15 protein-coding genes are annotated in these 16,049 nt (G+C 68.6%); 12 read left to right on the top strand and 3 right to left on the bottom strand.

Features of this window, described 5'->3' with window-relative positions:
• Window positions 1–92: 92 nt before the first annotated feature.
• Genes QSK05_RS19015 through QSK05_RS19005 form a run of 3 tightly spaced genes read left to right on the top strand, consistent with a single transcriptional unit; the run spans window position 93 to window position 4,329 of the window.
• Window positions 93–857 carry a carbohydrate ABC transporter permease gene (locus tag QSK05_RS19015; protein ID WP_352301908.1) on the top strand — a complete coding sequence of 255 codons (765 nt, stop codon included), beginning with the start codon at window positions 93–95 and terminating at the stop codon, window positions 855–857.
• Window positions 858–879: 22 nt separating this feature from the next.
• Entirely contained in the window at window positions 880–3,165 is a 2,286-nt protein-coding gene (yicI, locus tag QSK05_RS19010; protein ID WP_285598586.1) for an alpha-xylosidase, read from the top strand.
• A gap of 42 nt (window positions 3,166–3,207) precedes the next feature.
• Window positions 3,208–4,329, top strand: a complete 1,122-nt coding sequence (locus QSK05_RS19005) for a LacI family DNA-binding transcriptional regulator (RefSeq protein WP_285598585.1) — start codon at window positions 3,208–3,210, stop codon at window positions 4,327–4,329.
• Here the strand turns inward: QSK05_RS19005 and QSK05_RS19000 are convergent.
• Window positions 4,319–4,945: an isochorismatase family protein gene (locus QSK05_RS19000; RefSeq protein WP_285598584.1), complete on the bottom strand. Its 627-nt coding sequence runs from the start codon at window positions 4,943–4,945 to the stop codon at window positions 4,319–4,321. The two genes, QSK05_RS19005 and QSK05_RS19000, sit on opposite strands and share 11 nt — an antisense overlap.
• A 139-nt stretch (window positions 4,946–5,084) precedes the next feature.
• Between QSK05_RS19000 and QSK05_RS18995 the strand changes: the two genes are divergently transcribed.
• From QSK05_RS18995 to QSK05_RS18975, 5 genes are all read left to right on the top strand, one after another.
• On the top strand, window positions 5,085–6,047 hold the full coding sequence (locus tag QSK05_RS18995) for a GlxA family transcriptional regulator (protein WP_285598583.1): 963 nt from the start codon (window positions 5,085–5,087) through the stop codon (window positions 6,045–6,047).
• A 108-nt stretch (window positions 6,048–6,155) separates the two neighbouring features.
• Window positions 6,156–6,992 carry a transporter substrate-binding domain-containing protein gene (locus tag QSK05_RS18990; RefSeq protein WP_285598582.1) on the top strand — a complete coding sequence of 279 codons (837 nt, stop codon included), beginning with the start codon at window positions 6,156–6,158 and terminating at the stop codon, window positions 6,990–6,992.
• A gap of 6 nt (window positions 6,993–6,998) precedes the next feature.
• Entirely contained in the window at window positions 6,999–7,667 is a 669-nt protein-coding gene (locus QSK05_RS18985; protein ID WP_285598581.1) for an amino acid ABC transporter permease, read from the top strand.
• Complete coding sequence (locus QSK05_RS18980; protein ID WP_285598580.1) at window positions 7,664–8,419, top strand: amino acid ABC transporter ATP-binding protein; 756 nt, start codon at window positions 7,664–7,666, stop codon at window positions 8,417–8,419. Before QSK05_RS18985 ends, QSK05_RS18980 begins: the two co-directional genes overlap by 4 nt.
• Before the next feature lie 119 nt (window positions 8,420–8,538).
• Window positions 8,539–9,621, top strand: a complete 1,083-nt coding sequence (locus QSK05_RS18975) for an NAD(P)-binding domain-containing protein (RefSeq protein ID WP_285598579.1) — start codon at window positions 8,539–8,541, stop codon at window positions 9,619–9,621.
• 24 nt (window positions 9,622–9,645) lie between these two features.
• Here QSK05_RS18975 and QSK05_RS18970 read toward each other — a convergent pair whose 3' ends face one another.
• A complete protein-coding gene (locus QSK05_RS18970) occupies window positions 9,646–10,614 on the bottom strand; it encodes a phosphotransferase family protein (RefSeq protein WP_285598578.1) in 969 nt (322 codons plus the stop codon).
• 38 nt (window positions 10,615–10,652) lie between these two features.
• Complete coding sequence (locus QSK05_RS18965; protein ID WP_285598577.1) at window positions 10,653–11,579, bottom strand: quinone oxidoreductase family protein; 927 nt, start codon at window positions 11,577–11,579, stop codon at window positions 10,653–10,655.
• Window positions 11,580–11,664: 85 nt separating this feature from the next.
• Between QSK05_RS18965 and QSK05_RS18960 the strand changes: the two genes are divergently transcribed.
• The 4 genes from QSK05_RS18960 (at window position 11,665) to QSK05_RS18945 (ending at window position 16,040) form a co-directional block, all read left to right on the top strand.
• Window positions 11,665–12,078, top strand: a complete 414-nt coding sequence (locus tag QSK05_RS18960; RefSeq protein ID WP_285598576.1) for a MarR family winged helix-turn-helix transcriptional regulator — start codon at window positions 11,665–11,667, stop codon at window positions 12,076–12,078.
• 548 nt (window positions 12,079–12,626) lie between these two features.
• Window positions 12,627–14,921 (top strand): transglycosylase domain-containing protein, encoded by a 2,295-nt coding sequence (locus tag QSK05_RS18955; RefSeq protein ID WP_285598575.1) that lies wholly within the window; start codon window positions 12,627–12,629, stop codon window positions 14,919–14,921.
• A gap of 117 nt (window positions 14,922–15,038) precedes the next feature.
• The gene (locus QSK05_RS18950) at window positions 15,039–15,506 is read left to right on the top strand and encodes a nuclear transport factor 2 family protein (protein WP_285598574.1); all 468 of its coding nucleotides are present in this window, start codon (window positions 15,039–15,041) and stop codon (window positions 15,504–15,506) included.
• On the top strand, window positions 15,507–16,040 hold the full coding sequence (locus tag QSK05_RS18945) for a TetR/AcrR family transcriptional regulator (protein ID WP_285598573.1): 534 nt from the start codon (window positions 15,507–15,509) through the stop codon (window positions 16,038–16,040).
• The last annotated feature ends 9 nt before the right edge of the window (window positions 16,041–16,049 follow it).

The raw sequence follows: 16,049 nt of genomic DNA, 5'->3' as shown, positions 1-16,049 counted from the left end.
CCGCCCCTGAGCCCGCCCGGCAGAACGGACCGCGGCGCCGGACCGGCTTCGAATGGCTGGCCCTGGCCGTCACCGTGCTCGTGGGCGTGATCATGGGAGCGCCCCTGCTCCTGGTCCTGCTCAACGCCGTGAAGTCACCCGAGGACTTCTCCGCCCACGGCCCGCTGGGACTGCCCAGTGGGATCTACCTGGACGGCATCAAGACCTTCTGGGAGGCCGTCGACTTCCCCCGCAAGGTCTGGAACAGCGTCCTGATCTCCGGCCTGGTGGCGGTGTTCGGCGTGCTGGTCTCGGTGCTGAACGCCTACGCCCTGGGCATCGGGCGGGTGCGGGGCCGGATGTGGGTGCTCGTGGCGTTCCTCCTGGCGACGATCGTGCCGCAGGAGGCGCTGCTCTACCCGCTGTACATCATGTTCAAGAACATCGGCCTGTACGACACCATCTGGTCGGTCGTCGTCGTCTTCGTCGTCGTCCACGGCGCGTTCGGGACGTACCTGCTGGCCAGTGTCTTCGGGGCCTTCCCCCGGGAGCTCCTGGAAGCGGCGGCGCTCGACGGGGCCAACCGGCGGCAGATTCTCTGGCGCGTCGTGGTTCCCGTCTGCCGCCCGACCCTCGCCGTCCTGGCCGTGTTCTTCTTCATCTGGACCTGGAACGAGTTCCTGATCCCCCTGTCCTTCCTGGTCAGTGCCGACAACCAGACCGTTCAGGTGGGCATCGCGACACTTCAGGGAGAACGCATCATGAACGTCACCACGATCAGCGCCTCGGCCCTGCTCGGCGTTCTGCCCACCCTGATCTTCTTCCTCGTCTTCCAGCGCACCCTGACCCGCGGACTCACCGCGGGTGCCATCAAGTGAGACGAAAGGTGCTGACCCGCCGATGAAATTCAGTGATGGTTACTGGCGCATGCGGGACGGGGTCGAGGCCCTGTACGCCCGTGAGGTGTTCGACATCGAGAGCACCGCAGACCGCCTGATTGTCGTTGCCGCCACGAAAGTCGTTACCCACCGAGGTGACACGCTCAACGCGGCGACGCTCACGGTGACCCTGACGGCTCCGGCCCCCGGTGTGGTCAAGGTGCGTGTCGAACACCACAAGGGCAGCAAGGAGCCGGAGCGGTTCGAGCTCAACACGTCCGAAGGCAACGGTACGGCCAGTTTCGACGGCACGACCGGGGTGCTGCGCTCGGGAGCCCTGGAGGCCCGGATCGACCTGGGCGCCCCCTGGAACCTGAGTTTCGTGCAGGACGGGAAGACCCTGGCGAGCAGCGGCCTGCGCTCCCTCGGGCTGATGCTCGACAACGGCACGACGTACCTGCACGAGCAGCTGACCCTCGGCGTCGGCGAGACCGTCTACGGGCTCGGCGAGCGCTTCGGACCGCTGGTGAAGAACGGTCAGTCGGTGGACATCTGGAATGCCGACGGCGGGACCTCCAGTGAGCAGGCCTACAAGAACGTGCCGTTCTACCTGAGCAGCCGCGGTTACGGGGTGCTGGTGAACGACGCCGGCCCGGTATCGCTCGAGATCGGGTCGGAAGCGGTCGAGCGGGTGCAATTCTCGGTCCCCGGCGAGACGCTGGAGTACCTGGTGATCGGCGGGCCCCAGCCGAAGGACGTGCTCGACCGGTACACCCGGCTCACCGGCCGCCCGGCGCAGGTGCCGGCCTGGAGCTACGGCACCTGGCTGTCCACGAGTTTCACCACCGACTACGGCGAGGAGACCGTCAACCACTTCGTGGACGGTATGGCCGAGCGCGGTATTCCGCTCAGCGTCTTCCATTTCGACTGCTTCTGGATGCGCGAGTACAGCTGGTGCGACTTCACCTGGGATCCGCGGGTGTTCCCCGACCCGGTCGGCATGCTCAAGCGCCTGCGGGAGAAGGATCTGCGGGTGTGCGTCTGGATCAATCCGTACATCGGCCAGCGCGCGGCCATCTTCGACGAGGCGAGCGAGAAGGGATACCTGCTGCAGAAGCCGGGGGGAGGCACGTACCAGACCGACCTCTGGCAGGCCGGGATGGGCCTGGTCGACTTCACCAACCCGGATGCTGTCGCGTGGTACCAGGGACACCTGCGACGTCTCCTGTCCGAGGGCGTCGACTGCTTCAAGACCGACTTCGGCGAGCGCGTGCCCACCGACGTCGTCTACCACAACGGTGCCGACCCCGAGCGGATGCACAACCTCTACACGCACCTCTACAACCGTGCGGTCTTCGAGGTGGTGGAAGAGGTCCGGGGCCACGACGAGGCGATCGTGTTCGCGCGCTCGGCGACCACGGGCGGTCAGCAGTTCCCGGTGCACTGGGGTGGAGACAGCACGGCGTCGTACGTGTCGATGGCCGAGACGCTACGCGGGGGCCTGAGTCTCGGGCTGTCCGGGTTCGGTTTCTGGAGTCACGACATCGGTGGGTTCGAGGGGACGCCCGACACGGCACTGTTCAAGCGGTGGACGGCGTTCGGCATGCTCTCCAGTCATAGCCGCTTCCACGGCAACAACTCGTACCGGGTGCCGTGGCTGGTGGACGACGACGACAGCAGCGACCTCGGCGCGGTCGCGGTGGCGCGGAAGTTCGGGCAGCTCAAGGCTCGTCTGGCCCCGTACCTGCTGAAGGCCGGCCGGGAGGCCCACGAGCGGGGGACGCCGGTGATGCGGCCGATGATCCTGGAGTTCCCCGATGATCCGGCGGTGGCCTACCTGGACCGGCAGTACCTGCTGGGCCCCGATCTGCTGGTCGCGCCGGTCTTCTCCCCCGACGGCGAGGTGGAGTACTACCTGCCCGAAGGCGACTGGGTACGCCTGCTCACCGGTGAGACCGTGACGGGTGGGCGCTGGGTGAAGGAGCACCACGACGTCGACTCGCTTCCGCTGCTGGTGCGGCCCGGTGCGGTGGTGCCCCTGGGTGCGCGCGAGGACCGTCCCGACACCGATCACCTCGACGGGCTCACCCTGGTGGTCAATCCCTCCAACCCATCAGCAGAGGACGCGTGGGAACGTCGGGTGGATATCCTCACCGGTCATGGTGAGGGCGCCGGATCGGCAGAGTTCTCCGTGCGTCGTGACGGCGGGCGGATCGTGGCGGAGTCCAGCATCGCGAACGGCTGGGGCCTGGCCCTGCCCGGGGGCGAGCGGGTCGCCGCGGAGAACGGCAGCGCCGTCCTCGGATGAGCAGTTGTTCCCGGATGGGCAGTTGTTCCCGGATGAGCACCTGTGAGCTCTGACCAGCCTGGCCAGGCCAATCAGCCTGGCCAGGCCAATCAGCCTGGCCAGGCCAAGCGCCCCACCATCTACGACGTCGCCCGGGAGGCCGGTGTCTCGCACCAGACGGTGGCGATGGTGCTGCGGGGGCAGGGCAAGTTCCGGCCGGAGACGCATGCCCGGGTGTCGGCGGCGATCGAGACGCTGCGGTACCGGCCGAACAACGCGGCCCGGGCCCTGGCCACGAGCAGTGCCAACCGGATCGGGGCCCTGGTGTTCGAACTGCTGGAGGTGGGCCCGAGCAAGACCGTGCAGGGTGCGAGCCTGCGCGCGGCCGAGGCCGGGTACCTGCTGGAGATCCTCAGCCTGCCCCTGCACGATCCGCGCGACGACCAGACCGACGACGGTGCGATCCGGCGGGCGCTGACCCTGCTGGATCGCGCGGATGTCGCCGGGATCCTGGTCTTCGCGCCGGTGGACCGGCTGCTCGACCAGCGCAAGGGCGTCGACGTGAGCTCTCTGAGCGTGCCCCTGGTGATGGAGCTGGAACCCGAGCCGGCCCGGGGCACGACGCTCAGCGAGCGCGGGATGGACCTGGTGATCGACCATCTCGCCGGGCTGGGTCACACCCGCATCGCCTACCTGGGCGGCTCTCCCACCTGGCTGGCGGCCCGGCGCCGCAGCGAGGCCGTGCGCGGGGCGCTGGCCCGGCACGGCCTCGAACTGGTCGCGGAACTGACCGGTGACTGGTCGGCCGCGTCCGGGGCCCGGGCCGTGCGGGCCCTGGGCCCGCACGAGCTGGCCGGGATCACCGCTCTGATCTGCGGTAACGACCAGATGGCCCTGGGCGCCCTGCTGGCCCTGGACGAGCACGGCATCGACGTCCCCAGCCGGATGAGCGTCACCGGTTTCGACGGGATCCCGGAGAGCGGCTTCCTGCGCCCGCCCCTCACCACCGTGAAGGTCGACTACGCCACCCACGGGCGTCAGCTGCTGGAATCGCTGCTGGCCCGCATCGGGCAGCCGGCCGGGAACAGCACGGCCGGTCACCCCACGGACGACCCGCCCCCGGACACCGAGTTCCTGCCCCGGGGCAGCACCGCACCACCCCCGAAACCGGACATCAGGAGCTGAACTTCTGCCGGCCTGCGAGGGCCGACGACACCAGGTCGTCCTTCGGCAACGCAGTTCCGGAGGCGACGGCAGACGTCCACTGCTCCACCGTGCCCACTGCCGCGAAGTTGGCGTTGAGCACCGTCATCAGGGTGGCGTGCAGGTCGCTCGCCGCCACGTGCCCGGCCCCGTTGGCCAGGTGCGTGGTGCCCGAGGCGTCGATCAGGATCTCCGCGGCGAAACCCAGCCCCTCGGACTCGACCGACGAGGCCAGGTCGCAGTTGTGGGTCATGAAGCCGACCAGGGTGACCGTGTCCACGCCCTCGGCCCGCAGCCGGGCAGCGAGATCCGTTCCGGCGTAAACACTTCCGTTGACCTTGGAGATCCGCGGGGAGTCGCCGGCGGAGGCCTCGATCTGTGGGTGCAGCTGCCACCCGGCCGAACCCTCGGCGAACACCGGCGAGCCGGCCGGGGCGGTGTGCTGCACGTAGACGACCGGCAGGCCGGCCTCCCGGGCGACGGTGATCGCCCGCAGGATCTGCGCGAGCGCCTCGTCGCGGGGCGGGTACTGGATCTCCAGCGGACCGTCGAAGTACTCCTGCTGGACGTCGACGACGACGAGTGCACGAGTGGTCATCGGGGTTCCTTCCTGAGGCGGAAAAGGCTGACCCCTGAAGCATCCGCGCCCGACGGCGACGGCACGAGTGGCCCGGATGCATAATAGCGATGAGTTCAGGCCAACCTCCGGGATCCCCGAGCCGACGGAGGGATGAAGCATGCGCATCGCCGTTCACGCCTTCGACGGCATCACGATGTTCCACCTGGCCGCCCCCCAGCTGGTGTTCGGCGAGGTCGCCAAGCTCGGGCTCGCGCAGTGGTCGACGCACGTGTGGACGACGTCGGGTCCCTCGATCGTCACGGCCGAGGGGTACACGATCGCGGGCCTGGGCGGCCCCTCGACGACGGAGGGGGCGGACATCGTGGTCGTCCCCTCGTGGCGGGACAGCCTGGAGGCACCGGACGACGGTCTGGTCCGGGCCGTCCAGGACGCCCACGCCGCGGGCAGCATGGTGATCGGCCTCTGCCTGGGCGCGTTCCCGGTGGCCGCGGCCGGCCTTCTGCGGCACCGCACCGCGGTGACGCACTGGAGCGCCACCGAGGAACTGGCAGCCCGCCACCCCGAGATCACGGTGGACAGCTCGGTGCTCTACGTGGATCACGGCGACGTGCTCACGTCCGCCGGCACCGCGTCCGGGATCGACGCGTGTCTCCACGTCGTCCGTCAGCATCTGGGGGTCACCGCCGCGAACCGGGTGGCCCGCAGCCTGGTCGTCGCCCCGCACCGCGAGGGGGGCCAGGCCCAGTACATCGAGCGGCCGCTGGTGGACGCGCGCAGCGACGCCCCGATCGCCGACGTGCTCGCCTGGGCCCTGGAGCATCTGGACCAGCCCTTGGCCCTGGAGGATCTGGCGGCCCGGGCCACGATGAGCCGCCGCAATTTCGTGCGCCGCTTCCGCGAGGCGACCGGCAGCACCCCCGCCCGCTGGGTGACCGACCAGCGGCTCGACGAGGCCCGGCGCCTCCTGGAGACCAGCGATTGGCCCGTCGACCGCATCGCCCAGGAGTGCGGATTCGGGAGCCCGGTGACATTACGCCAGAATTTCGCGGCCCGGTTCGCAACGTCCCCCGCCGGTTACCGGCGCACTTTCCAGGAACGACGTCCCCAAGCAGTGGTTTGACCCTGCCCAAGCAGACAGCGCAACCTCTGGTTAACCTCAGACGGGTTCACATGCGTTCGACAGGAATGGCACCCTAACCTTCCCTGTCGACTAAGAAGGGTTTGTCCGATGATCAGCAAGAAGTTCCTCGCCGTCTCCGCGGCCGCGCTCATGACGCTGGGCCTGGCCGCCTGTGGTGGCGACTCGGACAGCTCGGGCGGTACCGGCGGCGGCAGCAAGGACCCACTGAAGGTGGCCACCGAGGGCGTCTACGCGCCCTTCACCTACCACGACGCGAAGAACGGCAACAAGCTCACCGGCTACGACGTCGAGGTGGTCGAGGCCGTCGCCGCCAAGCTCGGCCGCGAGGTGGAGTTCTCCGAGACCTCCTGGGACTCGATCTTCGCCGGCCTGGAGGCCAAGCGCTACGACGTGGTGGCCAACCAGGTCACCGTCAACGACGAGCGCAAGGCCAAGTACAGCTTCTCGCAGACCTACACCGATTCGGTCGGCGTCATCGTCACCCGCGCGGACGAGACCTCGATCACCACCGCGGCCGACCTCAAGGGCAAGACCGCCGCGCAGTCGCCGACGAGCAGCTTCGGCACGGCCGCCGAGGACGCCGGGGCCAAGGTCGAGGCCGTCGAGGGCTTCAGCCAGGCCATCCCGCTGCTCAAGCAGAAGCGGGTCGACGTCACGCTCAACGACAGCCTGGCCGTGCTCAACTACCTGACCGAGAGCGGCGACCAGGACATCAAGATCGCCGGAGAGATCGGCGACCCCACGCAGCAGGCGTTCGCGTTCCGTAAGGACAGCGACCTGCCCGCCGAGTTCGACACGGCGCTCGACGAACTGCGCGCCGACGGCACGCTGGCCGAGCTCTCCGAGAAGTACTTCGGTAAAGACGTCTCCGGCGGCGACCCGGACAGCGCGAGCAGCGCCTCCCCGAGCCCGTCCGCGAGCTGATCCCTCATGGACCAGTCGACCGTCGAGCTGATCCGTAGCTCGCTGCGGCCGCTGCTGGAGGGGATGGTCAAGGGGACCATCCCCCTCACGGCGATCAGCTTCGTGCTCGGGCTGCTGCTGGCCCTGGTCGTGGCGCTGATGCGGCTGTCGCCGATCTGGCCGGTCTCCGCGATCGCCCGGTTCTACGTCTCGGTGATCCGCGGAACGCCGCTGCTGGTACAGCTGTTCATCATCTTCTACGGTCTGCCCTCGCTCGGTGCCACGATCGATCCGTGGCCGAGCGCCGTCCTGGCGTTCACCCTGAACGTCGGCGGGTACGCCTCGGAGATCATCCGCGCGGCCATCATCTCGGTGCCGCGCGGGCAATGGGAGGCGGCCCAGACCGTCGGCATGAACTACCCGACCACCCTGCGCCGGATCATCCTGCCGCAGGCCGCCCGGGTGTCCGTGCCGCCGCTGTCGAACACACTCATCTCGCTGGTGAAAGACACCTCCCTGGCCTCCACCATCCTGGTCTCCGAGACCTTCCGAAAGGCCCAGGAACTGGCCGGCCCCACCTTCGAGTTCTTCACGCTCTACATGGTGGCCGCCGCCTACTACTGGGTGGTCTGCCTGGTGCTGTCCTTCGCCCAGTCCCGCCTGGAGACGCGACTCGATCGGTATGTGGCCTCATGACGGAAAACCTGCTCGAAGTCAACGGTCTCCACAAGTCCTTCGGCGACAACCACGTGCTGCGCGGTGTCGACCTGACCGTGCCCACCGGCTCGGTCACTGTACTCATCGGCCCGTCCGGCTCCGGCAAGACCACGGTGCTGCGCTCGCTCAACGCGCTCGAGATCCCCGACACGGGCACGGTGCGCATCGGTGACGTCAGCGTCGACTTCGGTGCGAGAACCGATCGCCGTCAGATCACGGAACTCCGCGCGCAGAGCGGGATGGTGTTCCAGAGTCACAACCTGTTCCCGCACCTGAGCGTGCTGCGCAACGTCACCGAGGGCCCGCTCGTCGTGCAGAAGCGCCCGGCGGCCGAGGTCAACGCCGAGGCACTGGAACTGCTGCGGCGGGTCGGGCTGGCCGAGAAGGCCGAGCAGTTCCCGTTCGAACTGTCCGGAGGTCAGCAGCAACGCGTCGGTATCGCCCGGGCCCTGGCCATCAAGCCGCGGCTCATGCTGTTCGACGAGCCCACCTCGGCCCTCGATCCCGAGCTCGTGGGCGAGGTGCTCGCGGTGATGAAAGACCTGGCCGCCGACGGCTGGACCATGGTCGTGGTGACGCACGAGATCCGGTTCGCCCGGCAGGTCGCCGACCAGGTGCTGTTCCTCGACGGCGGGGTGGTGGCCGAGCGCGGCACCCCGGCCGAGGTGCTCGACCACCCGAAGGCCGAGCGCACGCAGCGCTTCCTGCACCGCCTCACCGATCCGCTCTGAGCTCGTCGGGAGCAGGCCCGGCCCGGCCGTGGAGATCCCGGTCACAGCCGGGCCGTCCGGCGGAATACCCTTCCCGGCCCTGGGCTTCCCCTGACCAGGTACGTCGGAGGAGTCACGTCATGCAGCGGGCGACCGTGGTGGTCATCGGAGCGGGTCAGGCCGGGCTCTCGGCGGCCTACCACCTGAAGCGGCGGGGATTCCGGTCCGCGCTCGAGCAACCGTCCGGAACCCGCCGCACCTTCGTCGTGCTCGACGCGGCCACCGCACCGGGCGGGGCCTGGCAACAGCGCTGGGAATCCCTGACGATGACCACGGTCAACGGGATCTTCGACCTCCCCGGCCGTCCGAGCCCGCCCGTCGATCCCCACGAGCCGAGCCGGACGGCGGTCCCCCGCTACTTCGCCGGGTTCGAGCAGGAGAACGACCTTCCGATCCTGCGCCCCGTCCCGGTCACGGCGGTACACCGCACCCCGCCGGGGTTCGAGGTCGAAACCAGCCGTGGCACCTGGCTCGCCGAGGCGGTCGTCAACGCCACCGGTACCTGGACCAACCCGGTGCTCCCGCACTACCCGGGTCAGGAGACCTTCACCGGACGCCAGCTGCACACTCGCGACTACGTGTCGGCCGCGGAGTTCTCCGGGCAGCGGGTGGCCGTGGTCGGCGGTGGTATCTCGGCGGTCGAGCTGTTGGAGGAGATCTCCCGCGACGCCACCACCTTCTGGTTCACCCGCCGCGAACCCATCTTCCGGGAGGGCAATTTCGAGCCGGAGGTCGCCGGGCGCGAGACGATCGCCCGGGTCGTCGCCGATGTCGAGGCGGGCCGGCCCACCGGCAGCGTCGTGTCGTACACCGGCCTGATCTGGGCCCCGTACGCCGTCGCGGCCCGCGACCGGGGTGTGCTGGTACGCCGCCCGATGTTCACCGCGATCGAGCCCGGCGGCGTGCGCGAGGCGGACGGCTCGTTCACCCCCGTCGACGTGATCGTCTGGGCGACGGGTTTCCGGCCCGCCCTCAGCCACCTCGATCCCCTGGGCGTGCGTAACGAGAACGGTGGAATCCAGCTCGACGGCACCTCGGTCGTGGGCGAACCGGGCCTGCACCTGATCGGTTTCGGGCCCTCCCAGTCCACCGTCGGCGCCAACCGGGCCGGGCGGGCGGCCGTGGCCTCCCTGGTACGACAGCTCGAACCGGTACGGGCCTGAGAAAGCGCTCCTACGGTCAGTCTGTCAGAAGGACACGTCGGCCAGGCGCCGGGTCACGACCAGGGCCACGCGCGAGAACAGGTCGCCCTCCGGTGGATGGGCCAGGATGTCGGCCAGGGCGAAAAGGTCGAGTGCCCGGGCGATCTCAAGCCAGTTCTCGGGCAGTTCGCCACCGGCGCCGGTGTAGCCGTCGGCAAACCCGGCTCCGTACTCCCGCGGGCCGTCCTCCGCGAAGCGGAGCATGTTCCCCACATCGGTGAGAGGTGAGCCGCTGAAAGCGAACTCCCAGTCGAGCACGGCAGCGACCTCCCAGCGCCCGCGCACCTGACGCACCAGGATGTTCTTCGGACTGAAGTTGCCGTGCACCAGATGCCGGGCCCCGGCGACCGCGTCGACCCAGTGAGTGGAACGCAGCGCGAGCGCCAGCAGACCACGCCGCTGGTGCCCGTCGAGCACACGCGAGGAGTACCCGGCGGACAGGGCCCGGTCCATGACGTCCAGAGGGTCGATGAGAGCGTCCCTGCCGTCCGGTTCGAGCGAACCCTCACGAAATACCCCGGGTTGAGCGAAGGAGAACTGACCGACACCGGCCAGAGCCTCGCCGACAGCCCGCCCCAATTGCTCCATCTCGTCCGCACTGGAACGGTTTTGGTCATGGAGGACGAGGTCGAGGGGGCGACCGTCGACATATCGGTAAACCAGGGTCGGCTCGCCGGAGGCCTCACCGGTGGGGTCGGCACCGACCACCTCGACGACCGGAACCCGACCGGCCAGGTGGACCAACAGAGACTGCTCCAGGGCGCAGGAATTGCGGTGCCGGTACCGGCGCACCACGTACCGCTCCCCCGAATCAACGGTCAGGCAGACCATTTCGCGGTCGACTCCACCGACCAAGGGCTGCGAGTCGACGATCCGCCGACCGGGCAGCACCTCGCCGACCACCCACTCGTTCAGTGGATTGTCAAGGACGACATGCGGTTTGGTCTCCCCCATCGCACGGACTCTACCCGGTCCACCCCGGGCAGCCATGATCAGGGCACGAATACCACCCGCTCGCCGGTCGTCGCCTCCCAGTGACCGGCGACCTCGGCGAGCGGCACCGCGCGAGCCTGGACCTGGAGCGACCCGTCGGTGACCGCCGCAGCCAACGCCGGCAGTTCCGCGAGGATGTCCCGGGCGGGCACCGATCCGATGCCGCTGCCGACGATCTGGAGCCGGGCCTGCCGCAGCGCGGCGGCGGGAACGGCCGCGTCCGGCCCCGCCATCGACCCGATCTGGATCCAGGTCAGCGGCGCGCTGCGGTCCGCGCGGGACCGGAGCATCGGCACCATCAGTCCCGCGGTGACATCACCCCAGAGGTAGTCGAGCACCACGTCGACATCGGCGGCCTTGCCCACCTCGTCGAAGGTGATGACCTCGTCGGCCCCCAGCGCGCGCAGCTCCTGCAGGCGGGTCCGGTCCCGCCCGGCCGCGATCACCTGCGACGCGCCGAACAGCCGGGCGATCTGCACCGCCAGCCGCCCGGAGTTCCCGGTGGCCCCGAGAACCAGCACCCGCTGGCCCTTCTCGAAGGCGATACGACGGCGCAGGGCGACCCACGACGACATGCCCGGGTTCATCGCGGCCGCGATCCGCGCCGGGTCGACGTCGTCCGGCAGCACGACACTGCGGCGCGCGTCGATCACGGTGCGGTCGGCGAAGGTACCGAAGGCCGAGTCGTCCAGCACCACGTACCGCAGCCGGCCCGACGCGTCCCGCACCACGCCGTCCATCCCGGGCACCATCGGGAGCACCCCCGAGCTGCTGTAGTGCGAGCCGTTCGCCCGCGACCGGGTGAGGTGGTGCAACCCGGCCGCCAGCACGTCCACCAGCATCTCGTTCTCGTCCGTGACAACGGGGTCGGCGTGCTCGCGGTAGACCGGGGGGAGGGCGAGGTCGGTGATGACAGCTGCCTGCATGACGGGGCTCCTCGTAACAATGGTTTGTGTTGCCAACAACTTCATATTGGTTGGTCATCCAAACCATGTCAAGTAGCCTGGCTGCGTGACCCCCGAAGACCCCCTGCTCGACGCGCTGGTCCAGAACACGTTCCGCGTCACCGCCGTGCTCACCCGGGTCGGTGCCGAGCACGATCTGTCCCTGACACAGCTGCGGGTGCTCGGCATCCTGCGCGACCGCCGGGCCCGCATGAGCGACCTGGCGGCATTCCTGGGCCTGGACAAGTCCACCCTGTCCGGACTGATCGACCGGGCCGAGAAGCGCGGGCTGCTCGCGCGGGAGAAGAGCCCGGGCGACCGCCGGGTGATCGAGGTGTTCACGACGGAAGCCGGCCTGGAACTGGCCGAGATCGTCTACGCGAAGATCAGGCGGGAACTGTCACCGTCGATGGACCGCCTGGACCCGCAGCAGCGCGATCAGCTCACCGCTCTGATGGGGATCTTGCTGGAGCACTTCTGAGCATCCGGTTGAGGCTGTTCCTTCTTGTGCTCCTTCTGTTCGGTGGCCATCCGCTCGGGTCAGCCACGCAGACCATCCTGAATGCGGTCATAACGTTTTGCATGTCGGCAGGCGGGCCCTCGCTCACCACTACTCCACCCCCGACGCCGAACCACCGGGCCCGCTCCGCCGGCGGGGCGGGCGAGCGGGCGGCAGACCCAGGCGCCCGCACCGTGCTCCCGAGGGTGATCTTCGCCGCCCGTAGCCTCTTCTGATGACGGCCCCGGCAAGCGTTTTCACCCTGATCCCGAGGCCCAGGAATCACCGGGCACGACGGCTGCATCTCCCGGTCCCCGACCGTGGTGGCGACCGATGACCTGGTCAGCTCGACAATGCTCATGATCCCCGCGCGCCACACGATGATCGAGAGCCGGATGGGTGCGGGGCCGCACCTTCAGCGCAGTGTCATCGGCCATGACGCAGGGTCCATCTCATCCACGGACGGCCGACTTAGCCTGCTGAACTAGCGATTTGGTATGAAAGTGCTAGGGCCCCGTAATGTGTGCCGTATGTCGCCGACTCCTGTCCCACGGAACGTTCTGGGCCTGTTGGGCGCCTTCGTGGTAACCAGTCTCGTAGCGGGAATTCTCGCGGCCGGACTAGCGGTACCGGCGATCGGCGCCTCGGGCATGGCCACCACCGGCGCCATCAAGTCCTTCCAGGAGCTGCCCAGCGACCTGCAAGAGACGCCGATGGCGGCCAACACCACCGTTCTGGCGGCGGACGGGTCCGTGCTCGCGACCTTCTTCGACCAGAACCGTGAACTCGTGAAACTCGACGACATCTCGCCGTTCATGCAGAACGCGATCGTCGCGATCGAGGACGAGCGCTTCTACGAGCACGGCGGTGTCGACCCGCAGGGCCTGATCCGCGCCCTGCTGGTGAACGAGATCAACGGTGGTGTCGCGCAGGGTGCCTCCACGCTGACCCAGCAGCTGGTCAAGAACATGCTGCAGCAGCAGGCCTACCTCGCCGGCAACGCCGAGGGGGTCGACGCCGCCGCGGTGCAGACGAACGCCCGCAAGCTCAAGGAGATCCGGCTCGCCTCGGCCCTGGAGCAGCGCAAGGACAAGAAGGAGATCCTCCAGGACTACCTGAACATCGCCTGGTTCGGCTCCGGGCAGGTGTACGGCATCGAGGCGGCCTCGCACTACTACTTCAACACCTCGGCCAAGAAGCTGACCCTGCCGCAGGCCGCGATGCTCGCCGGCATGATCCAGTCGCCGACCCAGTTCGACATCTCCGACAAGAGCAAGCTCAAGGCCGCCGAGACCCGTCGGAACACCGTGCTGAACAAGATGTTCGCGCAGAAGATGATCGACGAGGAGACGCGCGACAAGGCGATCGAGACCAAGCTCCGGCCGAAGATCACGCCGATCTACCAGGGCTGCGCGAACGCCGGGCTGCGGGCCTACTTCTGCGACTACGTCTACAACATCATCACCAAGAGCAATGACTTCAAGTCGCTCGGCAAGACCGTGGAAGATCGGCAGAAGGCCCTCAAGTGGGGTGGCTACACGATCCAGACCACGCTCAGCCCGAAGCTGCTGAAGACCAGCTGGAACGCGGCCAAGAACGCGATCCCGCCGAGCGACCCGAGCAACGTCGCCACGGCGGCGGTCACCGTCGAGCCGGGCACCGGCAACATCCTCTCGATGACCCAGAACAAGTACTACAACGTGAACGAGGGGCGGAAGAACACCACGGTCAACTACTCGACCGACTACCAGTACGGCGGATCTTCCGGCTTCCTCACCGGCTCGACGTTCAAGCCGGTCGTGCTCGCCACCTGGCTGAAGTCGGGGCGCAAGCTCAACTCGGTGATCGACGGGTCGCCGGGCTCGATCGCCCAGAGTTCATTCAAGAGCTGCGGCTCGAACCTCCGGTCCACGAATATTTGGAACTTTGTCAACTCCGGTGACGGTGGCGCGAAGGGCAGCCTGACGGTCTGGAACGCGACGGCGAAGTCCATCAACGGCGCCTACATCCGGATGGAACAGCAGCTCGACCTGTGCGACGTGTCGGACATGGCCGCTGCTCTGGGCATGCACCTGGCCGCACCGCAGGACGACGGGTGCGACGGATCCGAGAAGAAGCACCTGACGACGAAGATCCCCTACTGCATCCCCTCGGTCGTGCTGGGTGTCGCCAACCAGTCGCCGCTGACCATGGCCAACGCCTACGCGACGTTCGCCGCGAGCGGTAAGTACTGCAAGCCGCGGGCGGTCACCTCGATCAAGGACCGCAACGGCAAGGCCCTGAAGATCCCCAAGAAGGACTGCAAGCAGACCATCCCGGCCAACATCGCCAACACGGTCACGCTGGGCCTGAGCCGGGCCTTCACCACCGGTACCGCGTCCCACCTGGGCGGGCTCCCCAACGGGCAGCCGGCCTCGGCCAAGACCGGTACGACCAACAACTCGCAGGACACCTGGTTCGCCGGGTACACCCCGCAGCTGGCGACCGCCGTGTGGGTCGGCCCGCAGACGGTCAACGGGCAGCGCAAGCCCATGCTGGGCGTCACCGTCAACGGCCACTACTGGGCGAACGTCTACGGTGGTTCCATCGGTGGGCCGATCTGGAAGTCGATCATGACGACCGCGCTCCAGGGCAAGAAGGTCGAGCGGTTCCCGAGCGCCGACAGCAGCCTGGTCGGTGCGGAACCCCAGATCCAGAAGCCGAAGACCGACAAGGGCGGCACCACCGGTGGGGGCCGGGGCAACGCCGGCGGCGGCACGGGTACGGGCGGCAACACCGGTGGCAACGGTGGCGGTAACGCCGGCGGTGGCGGCAACGGCCGCTGAGCAGCCGTGATCTGATCCGGGTCGAAAGGCCGGGAGCCCACGTCGGGCTCCCGGCCTTTTTTCTTCGCCCCGATCACTGTACCGTTCGGTACAGTCATCTGCTGCTGAGGAGAAACCATGCCCCGCCCGCCGTTCCCACCCTTCACCGCCGACACCGCGGTCACCAAGGTCCGCCTGGCCGAGGACGCCTGGAACAGCCGCGATCCCGAGCGGGTCAGCCTGGCCTACACCCCCCACAGTCGCTGGCGGAACCGCTCGCAGTTCCTCACCGGCCGTCCGGAGATCGTCACGTTCCTGACCGCCAAGTGGGAGCGCGAGCACGAGTACCGGCTGATCAAGGAGTTGTGGGCCTTCACCGGCGATCGCATCGCGGTGCGCTTCGCCTACGAGTGGCGCTCCGGCGAGGGCCAGTGGTTCCGCTCCTACGGCAACGAGAACTGGCACTTCGACGCCGAGGGCCTCATGGCCGAACGGCACGCGAGCATCAACGACGTGGCCATCGCCGAGACCGACCGGCTCTTCCACTGGGACCACTCCGGCTCCCGGCCCGACGACCACCCCGGCCTCAGCGACCTGGGCCTGTAGATGGCGCGCGTTCAGGCCGACCGGGCCGACGCCGTCCTGGCTCTCGCCACGACCTTCCGCCTCCACGGCTACGAGGGCGCCAGCCTGACCGCGATCACCGCACAGACCGGGCTGGGCAAGGGCAGCCTTTACCACTTCTTCCCGGGCGGGAAGGAGGACATGGCCCGCGCCGTGCTCGACGAGGTCGGCGACTGGTTCCGCCGGGAGGTCTACGGGCCGCTACGCGCCGACGGCCCCGCCGATCAGCGCCTGGCGGCCATGTTCACCGCCGTCGAGACCTATTTCGCCTCCCGCCACCTGGTCTGCCTCTTCGCCGCCTTCGCCCTCGGCCAGGAACGCGACCGCTTCGCCGAGGTGATCACCGCCTACTTCAGCGAATGGCTCGACGCCCTGGAGGCGGCGACCGGTGACCGCGAACTCGCCGCCGACACGGTGGCCACCCTGCAAGGAGCCCTGATCCTGGCCCGGGCCCTGAACGACCCGGCCGTTTTCCACGCCACTGCCGCCCGCGCCCACGAACGTCTTCGTTCGTGATCATGCAAA

This window comes from Kineosporia sp. NBRC 101731 (assembly GCF_030269305.1).
Classification (GTDB): Bacteria; Actinomycetota; Actinomycetes; order Actinomycetales; family Kineosporiaceae; genus Kineosporia.
The sequence above is the reverse complement of the archived record's forward strand: the minus strand, read 5'-3'. Positions and strand labels throughout refer to the sequence as shown.

Bases quoted from the DNA above. Each gene is read 5' to 3' on its own strand.
- QSK05_RS19015 (WP_352301908.1), top strand. From the start codon at position 93: ATGGGAGCGCCCCTGCTCCTGGTCCTGCTCAACGCCGTGAAGTCACCC.
- yicI (WP_285598586.1), top strand. From the start codon at position 880: ATGAAATTCAGTGATGGTTACTGGCGCATGCGGGACGGGGTCGAGGCC.
- QSK05_RS19000 (WP_285598584.1), bottom strand. From the start codon at position 4,945: ATGACCACTCGTGCACTCGTCGTCGTCGACGTCCAGCAGGAGTACTTC.
- QSK05_RS18995 (WP_285598583.1), top strand. From the start codon at position 5,085: ATGCGCATCGCCGTTCACGCCTTCGACGGCATCACGATGTTCCACCTG.
- QSK05_RS18990 (WP_285598582.1), top strand. From the start codon at position 6,156: ATGATCAGCAAGAAGTTCCTCGCCGTCTCCGCGGCCGCGCTCATGACG.
- QSK05_RS18985 (WP_285598581.1), top strand. From the start codon at position 6,999: ATGGACCAGTCGACCGTCGAGCTGATCCGTAGCTCGCTGCGGCCGCTG.
- QSK05_RS18980 (WP_285598580.1), top strand. From the start codon at position 7,664: ATGACGGAAAACCTGCTCGAAGTCAACGGTCTCCACAAGTCCTTCGGC.
- QSK05_RS18975 (WP_285598579.1), top strand. From the start codon at position 8,539: ATGCAGCGGGCGACCGTGGTGGTCATCGGAGCGGGTCAGGCCGGGCTC.
- QSK05_RS18970 (WP_285598578.1), bottom strand. From the start codon at position 10,614: ATGGGGGAGACCAAACCGCATGTCGTCCTTGACAATCCACTGAACGAG.
- QSK05_RS18965 (WP_285598577.1), bottom strand. From the start codon at position 11,579: ATGCAGGCAGCTGTCATCACCGACCTCGCCCTCCCCCCGGTCTACCGC.
- QSK05_RS18955 (WP_285598575.1), top strand. From the start codon at position 12,627: ATGTCGCCGACTCCTGTCCCACGGAACGTTCTGGGCCTGTTGGGCGCC.
- QSK05_RS18950 (WP_285598574.1), top strand. From the start codon at position 15,039: ATGCCCCGCCCGCCGTTCCCACCCTTCACCGCCGACACCGCGGTCACC.
- QSK05_RS18945 (WP_285598573.1), top strand. From the start codon at position 15,507: ATGGCGCGCGTTCAGGCCGACCGGGCCGACGCCGTCCTGGCTCTCGCC.